The sequence below is a fragment of the Tenacibaculum holothuriorum genome (assembly GCF_002120225.1).
Classification (GTDB): Bacteria; Bacteroidota; Bacteroidia; order Flavobacteriales; family Flavobacteriaceae; genus Polaribacter; species Polaribacter holothuriorum.
In genome coordinates this window covers 19,091-37,846 of sequence record NZ_LAPZ01000009.1, presented here as the reverse complement: position 1 = coordinate 37,846, position 18,756 = coordinate 19,091, and the positions used below count along the sequence as shown (strand labels likewise).

Genomic DNA, 18,756 nt, shown 5'->3' with positions numbered 1-18,756 from the left:
TTTTGCCAAATTTACTAAAAAATGGCGAATATTTGAAATCAAACATTTACCACTAAATGACAATAGTGGTAAATGTTGAAAAATTCCAGTTTAAGGTACTGGATGAACCTTTTGGTTTTAAGCCATTTCATAAATTTCATCAAATAGCTTCTTATCTAATCTTTCTTGTTGGCCAAAACTCTTCTTCAAGGTATTGTGCAATACTGCATTGAAGGAATTATAACCTAACCACAGATTGGGTTCTTCATTGAGTAACAAGGCTTCATAATTTAAAATCTCAATAACCTCACGAGACTTTTTCGATGGGTCACTATTATTATCACTACACTCGTACCTAAACAGTTGAGTCTTGTCTAAAATGGCTTTCACAAATTCCTGAATGTGGATGATTTTAAAGTCTTTCATCTTATCAAACTTCTTAGTAATGGTATAAAACTCATTATCCAGAAACTTATCGAACAGATTGCTCAACCTTGGCATAATGAGGTGCGTGTTATTCTTTCTGTGTTTGATAGAAAACTCGATTTCAGCTTGTGAAACGTGTAGTCCGTTTGAACAAACTTTTCTGTAAAAGCCAAAGTGGCCAGATGTCTTTTCACTACCATCATAAGAGTTCTTGAACCGAAGCATCGGCAAAATCAAGTCCGCATTATTCTTGACAGTAAATTGGCTTTTATCGTCTATAATAAAGTCGGTTATGAATGACCTATCATTCTTGTTGATGGTGCGCTTGTGAAAGTTCAGTTGTGCATCGGTCAACATTCCCTCGGCTTTCTTAAAGAAGAGTTGATTTGGAATGTGGCCATAACTGTTCGAGACCACATTGACGATTTTACCATTTGAGATGATAACGTTTTCAAGTCCTCGTCGTGATTCCATCTGTGTCAGACTTTTTAAGGATTTCATTTCTGACGGAACAAAGATTTCATCCTGCTGTAAATTTTGTAAATACATAGCTTTTGAATTTAGATTAAACAATATTTGAGTGGTAATCCAAACGGAAGCTAAAATCTCGGCTCAAAAGGAAACGGAATAAATAAGCAAAGGAAAGAGTGGTGGCTTTATGCCGTAGTCTTTTGATGGGTGTATTTTACGAGTTTATCTTTGCGTTACTATTGATTGACTATTTTTTTATTTTAAAAAATGCTTTTTATAATTCGTCATATTGATGAATAATCTGAGAAAGCACATTGGTAGGAAAGTATGGTTCGTTTTTCCAATTCTTTCTTCCTGTTTCTGAAATCAAATGAAGGTTTTTTCTAGCTCTAGAACCAATTACATAAAGTAACCTATTAGCTGTTTCATCTCCATTAGCATCTCTCGAGTGAGGTACATAACCTTCAAGTAAGCCAAAAGCAATTACTGTATCGAACTCTGCACCTTTAACACCGTGAATGGTAGAAATGGTAGTTCCATCTTTTTGTTGAAATACTTTTTTAAAACTATCAATATGCTCAATAAAATTATTGCCTTCTTTTTTAATTCGGTCGATACGTTTTTTTGAACTATCAAAAAATGATGCAAAGCTTTCTGTCAAAGATATATTCGTAGATAAGTCAATATTAAGTTCATCGAGAAATGTTTCAAAAAAAGATTGTAAATATTTTAATCCATTTGTTTCATCTATTGTGATACTATTACAGGTTCTCAAGATTGATTTGTGGTTAATGTCATCAACATTATAGCCTGAATCTTCAAGGTCTTTTAAAATTTCATTTGCCCATCTCAAACGCCTCAAATACATTCTAGGTGACGCTTCGGTAAGTACAATTCGTGAAAGTTTATACCAAAAGTTTTCTAAATCTCTTGAAAATGGTGCCATACCTGGACCATTAAAGTTATACTCTGGCATTTCTATCATAAGACTACGCGATATTGGTGCCAAATGAATCCATTGTGGTCCAAGGATGCAAATTTCATTTGGGTCAATGCCAAGTACTTCTACATTATGCCTTAGCAGTCTACTCATCTCTTTTACTAAATCATCTACGTGAACTTGATTATTAAAGGATACGATGCTGCCATAATCCTTTTCTTTTCCCGATGCCAAAACCACATTTTCAAAGGTCTTGTACTTATCAAAATAATCTACTATTGATGAAGAGCTGCGATAATTTTGCTCAAGTTCTAGCTTTTTAAACTCTAAGCCAGAGAGCCTTTCTAATTCAGTTTTTTCAATAGGATAACCACCTAAACCGCCATATATGGTTTGGTTTGGGTCACCTACTATTAATGCTCGTGTCGAACCTTGGCCAGAATGCCATATTTTTGAAATGATATGATATTGAATTTCTTTAGTATCTTGATACTCATCTACTAAGATGATTTCAAACAACTTTGAAAGCGTGTTGGCAATTACTGGGTGTTCATTAAGTAATTGATGAGAATACAACAACATAAGCTCATAACTTATGAAATTATTCTCGTCTAAATATGCAAAATAGTCTTGTAATACTGCGCTTACGTTATTGTATTTACTTCCATATTGAATACCTTGGACTATCCCATTAATACTTGCATAATGGCCACAATCCCAATGAGTAATTCTAGGATAGTCATAACCAGTACACAAATCACTTAACAAGTTTTCAGATTCATTAGCGTCCATTATTCGATAACCAAACTTAAGCACATCTAAAAGAGCTGAATAAGGTTTTAGAATCCACTCATTACAAAAAGAATGAATAGTCCCTATCCAAAGTTGACTTGTAGAAACACCTAGTAATTCTATTCGTTCTTTAATTTCATTCGCTGCTCGGTTTGTGTAAGTAATGGCAATCACAAACTTTTTATGGGAATCTAATTTTGACAACTCATTAGCAACTTTGTAAGTTAAAGTTCTTGTCTTTCCGCTACCAGGGCAAGCAACTAGAAGTATGTTGGCATCATCTTTTACAACTGCACTTTGTTCTTCATTTAATTCTTTATCGGTCCAAACAAACATATTTAAAGCAGTCTTAAAAAATCCAAACCTCTATCGGCCAAAACAATCGTTTCAAACTCATCAATGATTTGAGGTAATTCGATTTCTGATTTGCGATAACGATTAAGGTTATTTTTAAAGGCATCAAACGCTAAGTCTTGCCCATCAGCAAGCAAAACTTTCATTCTATGATTAAGAATACCGGCAACTATTTCTCTATTCATCTTTGGTGTAGCAAACTGAACGGCCTGCAAGATATAATTAGGAATAGCGGTATTGGAATCTATATTGTTTCCAAGCAATATAGCGAACCATCCTTTTCCTTCTTGTTTGGCCATAGTCAAAATCCTTTTTCCAGCAATGGCAACATCATCAGATTCCAATTCTTCTTTAGCCAACGCAATCGTGGGTGGGTCTGTATAAACTTGTTCAACGATATTTGTCATGACTTCTGAATCATTCGCCATCAAGAAATCCACTTCAAATGTATGGTGAGCGTAAAAAGCCTCAAGCCATCGGTTTCCATCGATATAAGCGGTTATACTCTCTTGTCTTTCACGACCTTTTCTTTCGGAATTGTAGCATTTGGTTTTATATTTTTTAATCGCTTCTGAATCTCCTTCTTGGATAGCCACAGCAGTAATTGACGTGTCTAAATCGGTAAGTATGGCGCAGTTTCTCTGAATTCTATCATCGTGAAAAATATCGGCAATATTTTCAAAGCCTGTACTTCTAATATTTATTATACTTACACCAATTTCATCAAGACTAAAACCTAATACTTTTTTTATAAGTGATGGAATCAAGATTTCTTCAGCATCTCCTTCTACGAGAATAACACCTTTTGCGAAAAGTAGATTTGTTCTTATGGCATCGAGGTATCTTTCTAGTTTAACAATTCTTGGTTCATCCAAACCAGTAGCGGGTTGATAAGCCACCGCATAATTACTTTTCTTGCTTAGTACATTGATGTTTGAAAGGTTGCTTACTTCTGAAATCTGTGTAGAATGTGTTGAATATATAATCTGGGTATCGCCATAATCAAGTTTATCGAATAACGTTTTTTGAATATGTGTATGAATATGGGCTTCTGGCTCTTCAATCAATAAGAAATTAGCGAAGGTCTCGTTAGCCTTTTGGTATTTAAACTCCAATAGTTTTAACGTTAGATAAATGAGGTTTGCACCACCAAGACTTAATTCGTGAATTCCTCCTTCGTGGTCTTCTCCTGGTTCTCCAATAAACAGCTTTAGGGATTGTAAAAGTTTGTTAGCTTCATCTGACAAACTTGATTTAATACTGAGCGACGAAGGTGAGTAGGTTTCGCCAACTGTCTCCTTTATGGTTTGCGAAATGTTTTTGGTGATATCTAGTACATCTGGCAATTGTTCTATAGACTCATTCAATGCCAAAACCTGGTCCGAGATGTTTGCGTAATCCGCTTCATCTATATCTTCACTTTTGGCTTTTAATAATGTTAACAAAGGATTTGTTCGATTATTATGAAAATCAGAGACAACATCTCTAAGTGCCTGGATAAATGTAAACGATATTTCCCTAGAAATAGAAAGCTGATGTGGTATAAGTACTCCTATTTTAGATGCATCATCAGGAAAGCGAAATTTTACATTTTCAAAGTCACCTACAATGTCTTTGTAAACATCTTCATCATTAAAATCTACGGTACTTTTCCCAGTAAACTTTGTTTCATAATCATCAATAGATAATTCGTTCAGGATTGCATTCATTCCCTCAGTATCGCCTTCTGCTAAATCAGATAATCTAAGACGCACATCGGGCTTTGGTCTAAACAAAAGAGTATATGTTGCTTGTGTAAGCTTTTCTTGTGCTGCATCGCCAGTTCCGTGAATAAATAAAGATTGTATTTCCTCGTCTGGCGATAAGTCACTAAATTCAATACTTATAATTATCCAATGCCCTTGAAATGGCCCTAGGTGTCTATTAAAATCATTCTCATTTAACTTATAAGACATCCTCAGAAGGTTATCGTCTAGAAGCAAACGGATGGCACGAAATAAATTGGTCTTTCCAGACCCATTTTCACCTATAATTGTATTAATACCCTCCTTAAAAGAGAATTTAGTATTTCTGAAACTTTTATAGTTGACTATGGATACGTTGGATATGTACATTGGTTTTTATTATTGTTCGGTTAGTGTTTTAAGTTGTAGCAGGGTATAATCCATTGGGATTTTCTCTTGCTCTAAGCGCCATTTGTTGGTGAAAAGCATTTGGTGCATTTGGTTCTCGACTTCATTGAGATTTGAAAGTAAAGCGACTTTAGATTTAGTCTCTAAGTCGTCTTCATAATATTTATCAAATGTCACCTTGTCCATCATCAAGCTTTTTGTCTGTTTATAGTGACTTCGGAAACCAGAAAGAATCTCAAATCCCTGTGCATCTAAATCTCCCCAATAATATATTTGACACTCTTTTAACCATTTAATATTCTTTAGTGATAATACCTTGAATCCTTGGCCAAAAATCGCCATCGTATTAGGCATACTGGGCAATGTCAAAAGGTTCATAAGATTTTCTACTATCAATACCTTTTTAATAGATAAGTCCAATTTGGAAAAATCACTAATCTTAATAGTAACGTCTTCTAAACCAGAAAAGAAATTTTGAGCGATAAGTTTATCCAAGAGTCTGAAGCGCACTAAGGGTTCATTATATTTTAGATTAAATCTTGACTCAAAGTGCTTTTTCTCATCATTATTTAAACTATCTACTACAACAATATCAAGCAACTCCCTTAGTATAGATTTATTCCTTTCAATGAATTTTGTATGCACTTTTATCGGTAACTCTCTTATGTAAAGATTGGGATTGGAATTTGTACCGAAGTAGCTAATCACTTTTAAAATATCGTCCCATTCTTCCAGTTTAGCAATCACTCTTAATGGATTATTACTTAACCACTCTTTAAGCTTGGGGAAATTTATTAAAGTTATTTGCAGTAATTCTTTGAATTTTTTTACCTCATTTGTTTTGTTCAAATAACCTACATAATCCTGCTCGCTTGAAAAGTAGATACGTTTTGGCAAACTCTGAGAACCAATGAATCGCGTTTTAGTTTTAACACAATCTATAGTGTAAGCATATGTTTTATTGGCTTTTGAGGAAGACAACAAATCATCCATTTCTTTTCTATACGTTTCAAGTGTTTTTCCAGGGGATTTATTACCCCTAATTTCTAAAGGGAATATACTCTCTTGATTTATCAGTGATGATAAAAACGTGGCGTAACTCTTCTTAGCCTTCTTCTTTATTTCTGCAGATGATATCATTCTACGCTCAGATATTTTTCACTTTCTTGTTGAAACTGTTCTATTGGCATATCATAGAGTGAGCTCTTTTTACCTTTTTCGATTTCTGTAAAGTGTACGAACGATATATACGGCTCTACAATTTCAATATTATCACTAGGTGTTACCACTAACACTTGAAGATGTAACTGCTCGCATAACTTTAATAGATACTCTGACTTATCTTGGTCCTGTGCTTTGAAGGCCTCATCAATAGCTACAAACCTAAAGGAATTTGCTTCTAGACCTTCCGTTGATGTAAGTCCAAATTGATATGCAATCGCAGCACCTAATATGGTATAAGTGAGTTGAGCTTTTTGACCTCCAGACCTATGACTCATACTTTCATAGGTTGCAAGTTTATGGTCATCTTCTCGTGCAAATTCTTCAGCTCTATACTTAAACCAAAAACGCACATCCAGAGCTTGCTTACGCCATTTTTCATCTTCCAACCGCTCAATTAGCGGTTCAATATAATTTTCAAAGTGGTTACGTTTTGCTTCAGTAGTCGTAATCTGTGACACGTCTGGTAACGCTTCGTGCAGTAATTTTCTAAAATCATCTGCTTGTTCTGATAAAGCCATTCTTTCAGACAATTGAATGTATGTTTTTGCAGGCGCGACTTCAAAATCAATAGCGTAAAGAGAAGCATTGAGAGTTTTTATTGTTTTCTTAATTTCCTCAATCCATTTTTCAAAAAAGAAATTGAAGGCACCAACTTTATCAATAATGGTATCTTCTAAATAAGTATCAAACTTGGTTTGGAAACTAGGCAAATCTTCATCTTTCAACTTTTGATAAAGGTTTTGATATTGATACAAGTGGTCAAGATTGCTAGACAGCTCATTTACATCGGAACCCCAATCTGGATATTGGTCTAAAATCTTTCTATCAGGACTTTTGAACGCAGCTATTTTAGGACTTAGTTTTTCTCTGGTTTTAGAGATTGACGTATTAACATCACCTATGGCTTTTAAATTTTCCTCTTGAAATGTTGACCTGATTGTTTTAAAATTACCAAATTGTAATTCACTTAAAGCAAGGCCTGAAGTATCGAAATTTGATAGGTCAACATCCGTTTCAGATAATAGTTTAATTTGAGAACCAAATTCATCAAGTTCCCTGTCAATTTCTTTAAGTTCTCTGTTAGTATTAAATATTATTTCATTCTTCGGCTTCTTCTCAGCTACTTTCTTTTTGATATCTTCATCTAGCTTTTCCTTTCTTTCTCTGAGTGCTTTAGCTTTGTCGTTACCATCTTCTAGTTGTTTAATGGTATCTTTTATATCTTGAATTTCCAATGCATACTTTTTCCAATCTATATCGTCAAAAACTGGGTAAGAATCTAGAAGTTTATTGTAATTTTTATTTAATATCCCCAATTCTTTAATTGATGAATCCAAAGACTTTCGTTTCTCAGCAGCTTTGTTGCTCTTTTCTTGAAGTTGGTTATATTCGGTACGCAGGGATTCTATTTTAGTCTTGTTATCCCATCCAAGCACATAATTATTTCTAGAATTTATGCGCGGCCTGTCATCTTTCTCGTGATTTCCTTTTCCTCTTTTTATTAGCCCATTAATGGTTATGGCTTTTTCCTCTTTTGCGAAGGTATTCATATCTTCTGCGCAGAAATAATTGAATCGAGACTGAATATTATATTCAACGAAATCCGCATATGGTGAATCAATTTTAAAATTAAGTTTACTTATAAGTTCATTTTCATCTGGCATATAAGTATTCAAGGCACTCAGCGAGAAGGAGTCTTTATACCGTATGTATGTTATTTTACCTTTTAAGTCTGTATCATTAACATAATTATTTACAGTTTTATAGTACTTTTCTGGAACTATCAGCCTTAGAGCAAATGAGTGGAGTACTTTCTCAATAGAAGGATGCCACTTTGCCTCTTCATCGGTAACTTTGATTAACTCCCCGACAAACGGTATTTCTTTTTTAGTTGCTCCTGTCTTTGCTAATATTTCATCGCGAATAGATGCTACCCGACCAGAAATGTTATTACCATTTTCTCTCAACGTTTTTATAGTCTCAACAATAGTTTCTGAATCTTTACCTATATTGGTAATCTCTGTTTCAAGTGATGCTTTTTCCTCTATATACTTAGTCCTTCGCTTATCGGTTTCTACAGCTTTTTTACTCGCATTGTTTTGATTTTCCTGAAAAGAAGTTTCAGTTGGATTCTCATCTAAGGTTAATACTCGGGACAATATATTATATGCATCGAGTTTGGTTTGCCTCTGTGACCTCTTTGCATCAATGATTTTAATGTCCTTTGTTAGCTTATCTATTTGGGCACTTATTTCATCATTTTGAATTTGCTGTACTAAAATACTCAGGTCTTCCCTGAGTGTGTTTTCCTCATCTTCCAGAATAGCTAATTCGGCTTCTACTTTACTCTTAAGAGTCCCTAGTCTTTTTTTCTCATCAAGAAAAAGTTCATTCCCCTTTTGAGAAAACCAAAGTACAGCCAAGTCTCTTGAATTTTCTAACTGGTCTTTACGAATATTCTTATCAGCTAGTTTGGTTGCAAGATTACTTATGGGCTCTAGTTGCTTAAGCTGTTCTTTCGTTTTATCAATCTTATTTTTTGCACTACGTAAGGTTATAAAGCTATTATGTAATTCAACATATCTAGCTTCTGGTTCTTTATCATCAAGCATATTGATTCTGATAAAGCCATCTAAATCTTCAAGCACCTTAATACCAACTGTTTGATTAAACAGTTTTAGCGCTTTTAACGATTTCATACCAAGAATGCTTACTAGACGTTTTGCATACTTTGAAGGGTAGTTGTCAAAGAACTCAATTTTATTTTTTGAGCTATTTGAATTGAATTCTTGTTCCAGTCTATGCTTCCATATGTTTTTATCATCAAACTTTGGAAAATGTGTTTCAATTGATAGTGGGACGTGAGCGATACCAAAACTACGTTTCATATCGTTCCCTGAAAACCATCTTAGTTGAAAAAGTGTGATTGTTCGCTGGTCTGTATTTGAAAATGAGGCCAACAAAATAGAGTAAGTATCTTTGGTTCTCAACCGCTGAGCAGTTGCACTACTAGCACCTTCTTTCAGTATTGTTCCGTAGTTTCCTAAGACATAACTTTCTTCAGTACGGTCACCTTTTTTTTCCGCACCAGAAGATTGATTATAAAACCTATCCTTTTTTTGAGGTACTAACAATGTTAACAGCGCATCAATAAAAGTTGTCTTGCCTGACCCATTAGCTCCTGTGAGCAATGAATTGTTTCCCTTCGGTGCAATTTTTATTATTTCTCCATCAAAAGTTCCCCAATTATATACTTCCAAATAATTGAGCCTAAATCCAGATGTATCCGACCTCGTACTAAATAGACTCAACATATTCATTCAATTTGATTTTAAATTCTTCTAAAGCATCAATGTTTACTTTTTCCTTAATGATTTTGTGGATTTTGTATCGAACATTACGGTCATCTTCATCTACTTTTTTGATGTAGCCTAGTTTTTCGATTCTTTTAATATAGTTTTCTAAATCTTTGAGGTAACCTATTTTATCATATTTATCTGGTAGAAAAAGCTCAATTTGGTCAATTAATTCGTCTCTATCGATAAACTTTTCAGAGCCACTAAAATCTGTAGGATTATTTTCAAAATCTTCCAATATCTGTCTTAAAACAACAAGTAACACAGAGGTCTCAAACCCAACTTGTTTTCTAGAGACAAGACCGATGGTGTTGTCATCATCATCTATATTAAACTGTTTTAAAAATGCATAGCCATCATCTTCTTTAATTATAAGTTCCAATCCAATTACGTTAACGTACTTTTGAATTGCTGTTCTATAAAGTAATACATCGTCCCAAACAATGTCACTACTGTTGACCGTTCCTTTGAGCAACCGAACAACGGCCAAAGAGTATTCTTCTAAATTTGATTTTAATCCGCTCATTTTGTAATTATTATTTCCGGGATTTTTATAGTTTTATTTTCAGCTTCATCAAATATGATTTGAGTCTCTTTCTTGTCATTAAACGTATGTTTAAAATTCTTCAGCACACTAAAATACCCGAAGACTTCTGGAAGACCTTGATTTATTCCACCTTGTTCCTGTATAATTTCAGCTAAGGATGCTTGACCTTTTTCTTTAATAACACGAACAATATTATCGTTCAGTATTTTTTTATTGACTGGGCGTTTACTAGCTATTTTTTTAAACTGATTCGATTGTTCTATGTTCTTGGTATTAATTTTAGGGCGCTGGTCATAGTTTCTGCTCTTTTTCTTTTCAAGCGTCAACCGTTTATCAAAATTTAGTTCTATTTCAGGTTCTCCTTCCAATAAAATTGATATATCCGGAACCTTAGGTAATTTACTTGACTGGATTAAAAGGTTTTTTATTTCTGCAAGTAGTTTCTTCAAACTTTCTTTGTTTATAGAATCACTTTCCCGAATAATATTACTCACTTTTTCGGCCATCTTATCATTAGACCTGTATACTTGTAGACCAGTTTCAAAAAGATTGTTTTTTATGCCAAGTAGAAAATCGTCATCTATCTCAATACCCTTTTCTTGTAAATTGACTAATAGTTCTTCTATAAGTTTATTCCATTCCGTCTTCAAACCTCTATCAATAAGAAATTGCCAAAACGCATAAAAACTTTTTCCTTGATGACTTTTCTTCAACTTATCAATAGCATCAAAAGTGAACGAGAGTACATCCTTTTTTGATAGTTCGGTATTAGTATGTTTTAAATAAATCTCTTTTGAAATTTCCTTGAAATTCAGCTCTACCTCTTTAAAGTCAGATAGAAGTTCTTTCGCTGTATCGTTGATGTTTTGAAATCTTGGTATTATTTCATATTCTTGGTACGTATCTACCGTGCCACGTATCTTTAAATCATCAATCTCTTTTTCAATCTCACGCTTTCTATCCTCTAGGATTTCAATACGTTTTTCAACATCATCGTTAGTCCATTCTACAAGTTCTTTTAATTGATTGAATACTTCTTTGAATTTGGATTCGGTGCCAACAAATTCTTTTTTCTTTAGACTCTCTAACCATATAAGGGTTTTGGTAGTATGGCTGGTAAGTTGGTAGTAATCTGACCCGTTTTCATTTCTAAAACTTGTTAGAAAACCCATTCGAGTCCACCTTTTCAGTAGCTTATTTGCCTTCATTTCATAGCTATCAGCAAATTGTAAATCACTTTCGTCATCTTCCTCTAGCTGAATGCTTTCTAGGTGGTCTGTAAGTTTAGAATGTAGAAAATCGTAGGGATGGCTTTTGCTTGTATCGGGAAAAGTGGATATAAGAAAAAGTAATATGAGTTCCCGGTTACGGGATTTCAAAATCTTGACACTTGGTGCGTGTTCAAGGATTAATTTTATTTCTTCTAGTTCAAAAGTTCTCAAATTATAGTAAGCACTTTCAAATTATCAGAATGAAATTAATTGTGCCGAATAGTTTTTAGTTAAAATTGACTTTAAATATAGTTGAAATTTACCGAAAGAAATGTTTGAATAGATAGAATATTTCCTGTCACTTCAAAATATATCAGTTCGTTAGAATAAAAAAGAAGAAGAGCGCGCAAGAGCGCCAACTCCTCTTCAAACAACAAAAGCTAATCGTTTAGTTCCTGAATTTTCTTTTCAAGAACTGCTATTCGCTCTTTCAATCGCTTTTCGCGCTTGTCTCGTTTTTCAGTATATGCTTTTTCAATGTCTGAAATCTTGGATTTGTAGTAGCCTCGCATTGCATTATAGAATGAAATGTTGGTCAGGTTATTCACTTGATTGCTCTCGCCAAAATGCACTTGCTTGGTAAGCATATAGCGTATCAACTTATGAAAGATTTCCTTTTTGAAATTCTTCTTAAAATTCTCTACAATTTCAACTCTGGTCATCTTCGAAGTATTGCCTAACAATTTTGAAAAGTATTTCTGTTGGCTCATATAATCCACATTGTTCTCAAAAAGTGATATCGAAAATACCACCATTTCATCTGTGGAAAGTGTCCTCTTCGTCTCAACATATTTAGTCTCTCTAATCATTTGCACAACTTCTTCAAACTGTTTGTTATTCTCGATGTGCTTCTTACGGATTTCCCTTTCGTTGATTTTCACGATTTGTTCTTCGGGCGTACAATCCGCCATTTTCCTATTGGCCAATGGTGCTGAATATTCAGTTGCTTCATCTTTTGATTTTTCAATCACCTTGACAAACACTTCCTTGTTTTGGTAAGTCTCAGGGTGGAACACAATACCATTCACAAATCCTTTTTCTTCAGCTAAATTATATTCTCCCAATTTTTCATTATAACGCTCTATCGCTTCCTTAAGTTCGGCATTCAGTTCATCCTCAGAATAATCATAATGTTGACACTCTTTCTTGATAGCCTCGATTGTTGGCTTAACTGGATTTTCAATGATTTCGACATCATCAAGCAGATAGACCATTAAGCCATTATTTTCCAACTGTGAAATAATGAGCTGATTGCTTTCGTCATCCGCCCAATACTGTCGTATTTCAGGAATCAGTAGTACATTTTCTTTCTTGGATTTTTCAATCAGGTTAAAGAACGACTTGCATTTCTTTGTCTCGAAACAAGCTGATTTTGTGCAGACCATTTTACCCTCACCGAACAGGTTGCCTTGATTGGCCGCATTGAACGGACATTCCACACAAGACCCAGCTTTCGGCACCAATTTCTTGTCACTTACATCGAAAGATGCCTTTTCTAAGTCGTAGGTCTGGTCTTTAATCATCTTGTTGATTTGATGGGCATTGAAATCTTCACCCATCGTTTCCAACATCATCTGTTGTTCCTCTGGTGCAAAGAGTGCAACAGCAACACCCAGCGAAATCGTCATTTCACCTTTGCGAACAAAGTGTTTAAAGCCATCTATTAGACCTGCTAATTTTAGGCGCTGTCTGATAAAGTTATCCGTTCTACCCAGTCGCTTTGCAATTTCGGACGGTGAATATTTCTCGCTTAGGTAGGCTATTGATTCAGCTTCCTCGGTAGGTTCAACATCTTGTCTTTGCAGATTTTCAATGATTTGAACTTCCAGAACATCATTGTTTTTATAATCTCTAACAATGCAGGGAATAGTTGCTTTATTAGCCATTTTGCTTGCACGAAATCTTCTTTCGCCCATAACGATGATAAAATCCTTTCCAGATTTCCGTACTGTTATCGGTTGTAGTACACCGTGTTGTTTGATACTTTCGGAAAGTTGTTCCAAATGTTTTTCGTCAAAGGTTTTTCGGGGCTGTTCTGGGTCAGCCTTAATTTTTCCGATGGGCAGGTTCTGAATTTCCAGCTTTGCTGAATTTCCGTTTAGTTCAGAAGTTGCAGTAATCTTCGCTCTACTTCTTCTCTTCTTGGTACTTGCTTTTGTTGTCATAATACTCAAATTTTTGATTAAACAATATTTGAGCAGAAACCAAACGGAAGATAAAATCTTAGCTCAAAAGGAAACGGAATAAATAAGCGAGGGAAGAAGTGCTGGCTTTATGCCGTAGTCTTTTGATGGAAGTATTTTACGAGTTTATATTGCGGGTATATTGTATGATAATAAACTCTCAAACGAAGAAGAAAAGTTGAGAAAACTCAAAATTTATTAATCCTTGATAGAAGAAATAGAGTTTGAATTCAAATGAAAGCATATAGCATCATTCTATAATTCTTCTTCAAAAAAGTGGAAATGTTGTACCTATGTTGTACCCAAACAAAAAAACCTCTCATTTCTGAGAGGTTTTATGACTGCAATTTAGCAGTTGAAAAAGTGCGGGCGGGGAGACTCGAACTCCCACACCTCGCGGCACCAGATCCTAAGTCTGGCGTGTCTACCAATTCCACCACGCCCGCTTTTTCAATATTTTAAGAACTTTTATTAGGTTAAATCCTAAGTCTGGCGTGTCTACCAATTCCACCACGCCCGCTTTTTCAATATTTTAAGAACTTTTATTAGGTTAGATCCTAAGTCTGGCGTGTCTACCAATTCCACCACGCCCGCTTTTTCAATATTTTAAGAACTTTTATTAGGTTAAATCCTAAGTCTGGCGTGTCTACCAATTCCACCACGCCCGCTTTTTCAATATTTTAAGAACTTTTATTAGGTTAGATCCTAAGTCTGGCGTGTCTACCAATTCCACCACGCCCGCTTTTTCAATATTTTAAGAACTTTTATTAGGTTAAATCCTAAGTCTGGCGTGTCTACCAATTCCACCACGCCCGCTTTTTCAATATTTTAAGAACTTTTATTAGGTTAGATCCTAAGTCTGGCGTGTCTACCAATTCCACCACGCCCGCTTTTTCAATATTTTAAGAACTTTTATTAGGTTAAATCCTAAGTCTGGCGTGTCTACCAATTCCACCACGCCCGCTTTTTCAATATTTTAAGAACTTTTATTAGGTTAAATCCTAAGTCTAGCGTGTCTACCAATTCCACCACACCCGCGTGTTTCTTGAATTGTGCCTGCAAATATACACAATAAACACAAACTGCAAAGAAGTTCTATATTATTTTTCTATTTTTGAATACATTTAATTTTATTCAATGGAAACCGTTCAATCATATATAGAAAAAAACAAAGATCGATTCATTAACGAGTTAGTCGATTTATTAAAAATTCCATCAATTAGTGCAGATCCTGCTTACAATCAAGATGTATTAAACACTGCCGATGCTATCAAAGAAAGTTTAGAAAAAGCTGGATGTGACAACGTAGAAATTTGCGAAACTCCTGGATATCCAATTGTTTATGGAGAAAAAATAATCGATCCTAATTTACCAACTGTTTTAGTGTACGGACATTACGATGTGCAACCCGCTGACCCTATCGAATTATGGACTTCACCTCCTTTTGAACCTGTAATTAAAAAAACAGATATTCACCCAGAAGGCGCAATTTTTGCACGCGGAGCTTGTGACGATAAAGGGCAAATGTACATGCATGTAAAAGCTTTAGAGTACATGACCAACACAGGTAACTTACCATGTAACGTTAAGTTTATGATTGAAGGTGAAGAAGAAGTAGGCTCAGAAAGTTTAGCGTGGTTTGTTCCTAGAAACAAAGAAAAGTTAGCAAATGACGTCATCTTAATTTCTGATACTGGAATGATCGCTAACGACATTCCATCAATTACTACAGGTTTACGCGGATTAAGTTATGTTGAAGTTGAAGTAACTGGACCAAATAGAGATTTACATTCAGGGCTATATGGTGGTGCAGTAGCAAATCCTATTAATACTCTAACACAAATGATTGCTTCTTTACACGACGAGAACAATCACATTACCATTCCTGGATTTTACGATAAAGTAGAAGAGTTATCTCGTGAAGAACGTGATGAAATGGCGAAAGCGCCATTTTCTTTAGAAGAATATAAAAACGCTTTAGATATTGATGATGTTCATGGTGAAGCAGGATACACAACGAACGAACGTAATTCTATTCGTCCTACTTTAGATGTAAACGGAATTTGGGGAGGTTATATTGGTGAAGGTGCTAAAACTGTAATTGCATCAAAAGCATATGCTAAAATTTCTATGCGTTTGGTTCCTGGACAAGAGTGGGAAGAAGTTACTGAATTGTTTAAAAAACATTTTGAAAGCATCGCTCCAAAATCAGTAAAAGTAAAAGTTACACCTCATCATGGAGGTCAAGGCTATGTAACTCCAATTGACAGCATTGGATATCAAGCAGCAAGTAAAGCCTATCAGGAAACCTTTGGCGTAACGCCAATTCCACAACGTAGCGGAGGAAGTATTCCTATCGTTGCTTTATTCGAACAAGAATTAAAGAGTAAAACTATTTTAATGGGATTCGGATTAAATTCTGATGCAATTCACTCTCCAAACGAACATTTTGGAGTGTGGAATTACTTAAAAGGAATTGAAACCATTCCGTATTTCTATCAATACTTTACTGAATTGAGTAAATAATTTTTCGTAGTTTGTTAGCAAAAACTAACCGACTATGATTTTAACTAGAGAAAAAAAAGAAATCTGGAATTCATTTGAAAAAGTGAGTTTCAGATTTTTATTTTTATACTTCACGCTATACATACTTTCATTATTTACTGCTAGTATATGGAATCCAATTATTCAATGGTTAGGAACTTATATATTTGATATTAATTATGAATTTTCATCAAACGGAAGAGGAAGCGGAGATACCACGTATGCTTATTTACTACTCTTTTTATTTTTCTTCCTTTCGATAATTGGTGCAATTATTTGGTCTTTAATAGATCGAAAAAGAAAGTCATACAATCAACTACAATACGGCTTTTTAGTTGGAGTCCGTTTTATCCTAATCTTTTTTATGTTCACCTACGGATTTGTAAAAGTGTTTCATTTACAAATGCCAGAATTATCAAACGCAAATTTGATTAAAACACTCGGAGAAAAATCACCAATGGGATTAGCATGGACTTTTATGGGCTTTTCTAAAACCTACAGCATTTTTGCTGGTTTAGCTGAAGTTATTGCTGGTATATTATTAATCCCTCGTAGAACACAAACCTTAGGAGCAATAGCAGTAATTGTGGTAATGCTTAATGTTTTTATGATGAACTTATGCTTCGATATTCCTGTAAAAATATTTTCGTTTCATTTAATGCTTATGGGAGTTCTATTACTCATGGCAGATTTTAAACGTGTTTTTGGAGTACTAGTTCAAAACAATAATATTGGAGAATACATCATTTATCCACAATTAAAAAAAGGTGATCGTAAAATAATTTTAATCGTAAAGGTTGTTCTCTTCCTCTTGATATCTGGATTGTTCGTTTTCACCAATTATCCTAGGTATAAAAAGTTTTATGTGAATGCCAAACCTCCATTATATGGTATTTGGGAAGTTGAAAAATTTGAGAAGAACACGGTTGAAGTTCCTGCAAACTTAAATGAGGAAAAACGTTGGCGTTACATTGCTATCGATCATCCAAGAGTTGCTAGTATAAAGACAATGGACGACAAACAAAACTTTTATAAATTTAGAGTAGACACTCTTAAAAACGTTATTGCCTTTAGTAAAAGATACGAGAAAACTGCCGATACTTTAAACTTTAAAAAGGTTAACAATAAACTTATCATTACAGGAATTATAAAGAAAGATTCAATTAAAATTCAGTTAAAGCCTAAAAATGTTGATGATTTTTTACTAAAATCTAGAGGTTTTAATTGGATAAATGAAAGACCGCTTAATCGATAACAATATACCAAGTAGCACGAAACCATAGAGAGTTTTTCTTTGGGGTATCTAATAGTTTTCCTAAACGATAATCTAAACCAAGCTCTACTTTTTCCTTTTTACTCAATTGATAACCTAAATAAGGAGAAAGTCTTACTTCAAAATCTTCTTGATTAAACTGATATAAATATTCATTAGACAATTTAAAATACCATTCGTTATCATCTACTTTTTCACCGCTTAATGGCTTTTGTAGAGTAGCTCTATAACGAGTTCTGTATTGCGGACTAACTTTAGATTGATAAAACTGTTCCATTCCTAATCGATGCGCTAACTTTATTCCGTTTAGCTGCTGTACTACATTAAAATGTTGTAAAAACCTATGAATTGTTTCACCTTCCTTAAAACGAATTATATAACCTAGATTAATAGATTGATTTAAATCGGTTTTTACAGAAAAAATCGTAGAAACATCTACTAAATTATGAGTGAATTGAAAGTTGTCTTTATAAATAACCTCTCGAGCTTCAATACTATTTACCCATTTTGTTTTAGCAGAAAGCTTTGTTGAAAGATTAATTTTCGGCAAAAAACCTCCTGTAAAATTAGATTGAGCGTGAGACACCAGCGAAACAAACAAAAGAAGAATACTAATTTGTTTCATATTAAAATTCTAAATTATCGGTGTTTTGAGGAGCAAACTTCAACTCTTTAACAATGTTTCCTTTCGTATCGAATAAGATTTCGTACAAATTATAAGAACTCTCTTTTTTACCTTTCACAATTAATTCGAACAACTCTTTTATCGTAGTTTTTGAGGCTCTATTCATCAATTTTAAATAAGTATCTTCATCCGTCTTCCATTGAATCTGAGCTTTCTTAATCTTGAATTTTTTAAATTTTTGAGATAATGTTTGCTTAATATTTCTTTTAGTTTCTTTTTGAATTTCTTTCCACTTTACTGTTTTTTCAATATCAATAATTTTTCCGTCAGAAGAAAATTCAACACTATATTTATACTTGTTTTTACATGATTTTGCTTCGATTGTTTTTCCATCTTGACTTTCTTCTGCGTACCATTTTACCTTCTTATCAAATTTGCATTTATTTATAAAAGCCTTAGCTTCAGCGGGAACTTCTTCAATTTTTATTCGATATTCTCTTTCGAATTTTTGCTGTGAAAAAGCCGATAAAGCTACCGAAAACACTAATAAGACAAAGATTCTCATCATTTAAAAATTTTATTCAAAAATAAGAAATTATCATTTTTTAACACCTCTACATTTGTAGAATTAAAATTTAT

12 protein-coding genes and 1 tRNA gene are annotated in these 18,756 nt (G+C 34.0%); 2 read left to right on the top strand and 11 right to left on the bottom strand.

What is annotated here, in order from left to right:
• Window positions 1-117: 117 nt before the first annotated feature.
• From WH52_RS10660 to WH52_RS10620, 9 genes are all read right to left on the bottom strand, one after another.
• The gene (locus WH52_RS10660) at window positions 118-954 is read right to left on the bottom strand and encodes a DUF932 domain-containing protein (protein WP_086030987.1); all 837 of its coding nucleotides are present in this window, start codon (window positions 952-954) and stop codon (window positions 118-120) included.
• A 196-nt stretch (window positions 955-1,150) separates the two neighbouring features.
• Window positions 1,151-2,944 (bottom strand): UvrD-helicase domain-containing protein, encoded by a 1,794-nt coding sequence (locus tag WH52_RS10655; RefSeq protein ID WP_086030940.1) that lies wholly within the window; start codon window positions 2,942-2,944, stop codon window positions 1,151-1,153.
• Between the two features lie 2 nt (window positions 2,945-2,946).
• Window positions 2,947-5,076, bottom strand: coding sequence for an AAA family ATPase (locus WH52_RS10650; protein ID WP_086030939.1), 2,130 nt, complete (start codon window positions 5,074-5,076; stop codon window positions 2,947-2,949).
• 9 nt (window positions 5,077-5,085) lie between these two features.
• Entirely contained in the window at window positions 5,086-6,234 is a 1,149-nt protein-coding gene (locus tag WH52_RS10645; RefSeq protein WP_086030938.1) for a Wadjet anti-phage system protein JetD domain-containing protein, read from the bottom strand.
• Window positions 6,231-9,578 carry an ATP-binding protein gene (locus WH52_RS10640; RefSeq protein ID WP_158091374.1) on the bottom strand — a complete coding sequence of 1,116 codons (3,348 nt, stop codon included), beginning with the start codon at window positions 9,576-9,578 and terminating at the stop codon, window positions 6,231-6,233. The genes WH52_RS10645 and WH52_RS10640 overlap by 4 nt, the downstream gene beginning before the upstream one ends.
• Before the next feature lie 37 nt (window positions 9,579-9,615).
• Entirely contained in the window at window positions 9,616-10,200 is a 585-nt protein-coding gene (locus WH52_RS10635; protein ID WP_086030936.1) for a DUF4194 domain-containing protein, read from the bottom strand.
• Entirely contained in the window at window positions 10,197-11,663 is a 1,467-nt protein-coding gene (locus WH52_RS10630) for a DUF3375 domain-containing protein (protein WP_086030935.1), read from the bottom strand. Before WH52_RS10630 ends, WH52_RS10635 begins: the two co-directional genes overlap by 4 nt.
• 209 nt (window positions 11,664-11,872) lie before the next feature.
• Window positions 11,873-13,657: a ParB/RepB/Spo0J family partition protein gene (locus tag WH52_RS10625; RefSeq protein ID WP_086030934.1), complete on the bottom strand. Its 1,785-nt coding sequence runs from the start codon at window positions 13,655-13,657 to the stop codon at window positions 11,873-11,875.
• A gap of 382 nt (window positions 13,658-14,039) precedes the next feature.
• Window positions 14,040-14,121, bottom strand: a tRNA-Leu gene (locus WH52_RS10620).
• A 691-nt stretch (window positions 14,122-14,812) separates the two neighbouring features.
• Between WH52_RS10620 and WH52_RS10615 the strand changes: the two genes are divergently transcribed.
• Window positions 14,813-16,201 (top strand): dipeptidase, encoded by a 1,389-nt coding sequence (locus WH52_RS10615; RefSeq protein ID WP_086030933.1) that lies wholly within the window; start codon window positions 14,813-14,815, stop codon window positions 16,199-16,201.
• Between the two features lie 34 nt (window positions 16,202-16,235).
• Complete coding sequence (locus tag WH52_RS10610) at window positions 16,236-17,474, top strand: hypothetical protein (RefSeq protein WP_086030932.1); 1,239 nt, start codon at window positions 16,236-16,238, stop codon at window positions 17,472-17,474.
• Here WH52_RS10610 and WH52_RS10605 read toward each other — a convergent pair.
• Together WH52_RS10605 and WH52_RS10600 are read right to left on the bottom strand one after the other, a co-directional pair.
• Window positions 17,464-18,117: a DUF2490 domain-containing protein gene (locus WH52_RS10605; protein ID WP_086030931.1), complete on the bottom strand. Its 654-nt coding sequence runs from the start codon at window positions 18,115-18,117 to the stop codon at window positions 17,464-17,466. The genes WH52_RS10610 and WH52_RS10605 overlap by 11 nt on opposite strands.
• 1 nt (window position 18,118) lies before the next feature.
• A complete protein-coding gene (locus WH52_RS10600) occupies window positions 18,119-18,685 on the bottom strand; it encodes a hypothetical protein (RefSeq protein ID WP_143592142.1) in 567 nt (188 codons plus the stop codon).
• Window positions 18,686-18,756: the final 71 nt, after the last annotated feature.

What these genes read in the sequence shown, in the direction of transcription:
- WH52_RS10660 (WP_086030987.1), bottom strand. Translation starts at nt 954, where the DNA reads ATGTATTTACAAAATTTACAGCAGGATGAAATCTTTGTTCCGTCAGAA.
- WH52_RS10655 (WP_086030940.1), bottom strand. Translation starts at nt 2,944, where the DNA reads ATGTTTGTTTGGACCGATAAAGAATTAAATGAAGAACAAAGTGCAGTT.
- WH52_RS10650 (WP_086030939.1), bottom strand. Translation starts at nt 5,076, where the DNA reads ATGTACATATCCAACGTATCCATAGTCAACTATAAAAGTTTCAGAAAT.
- WH52_RS10645 (WP_086030938.1), bottom strand. Translation starts at nt 6,234, where the DNA reads ATGATATCATCTGCAGAAATAAAGAAGAAGGCTAAGAAGAGTTACGCC.
- WH52_RS10635 (WP_086030936.1), bottom strand. Translation starts at nt 10,200, where the DNA reads ATGAGCGGATTAAAATCAAATTTAGAAGAATACTCTTTGGCCGTTGTT.
- WH52_RS10625 (WP_086030934.1), bottom strand. Translation starts at nt 13,657, where the DNA reads ATGACAACAAAAGCAAGTACCAAGAAGAGAAGAAGTAGAGCGAAGATT.
- WH52_RS10615 (WP_086030933.1), top strand. Translation starts at nt 14,813, where the DNA reads ATGGAAACCGTTCAATCATATATAGAAAAAAACAAAGATCGATTCATT.
- WH52_RS10610 (WP_086030932.1), top strand. Translation starts at nt 16,236, where the DNA reads ATGATTTTAACTAGAGAAAAAAAAGAAATCTGGAATTCATTTGAAAAA.
- WH52_RS10605 (WP_086030931.1), bottom strand. Translation starts at nt 18,117, where the DNA reads ATGAAACAAATTAGTATTCTTCTTTTGTTTGTTTCGCTGGTGTCTCAC.
- WH52_RS10600 (WP_143592142.1), bottom strand. Translation starts at nt 18,685, where the DNA reads ATGATGAGAATCTTTGTCTTATTAGTGTTTTCGGTAGCTTTATCGGCT.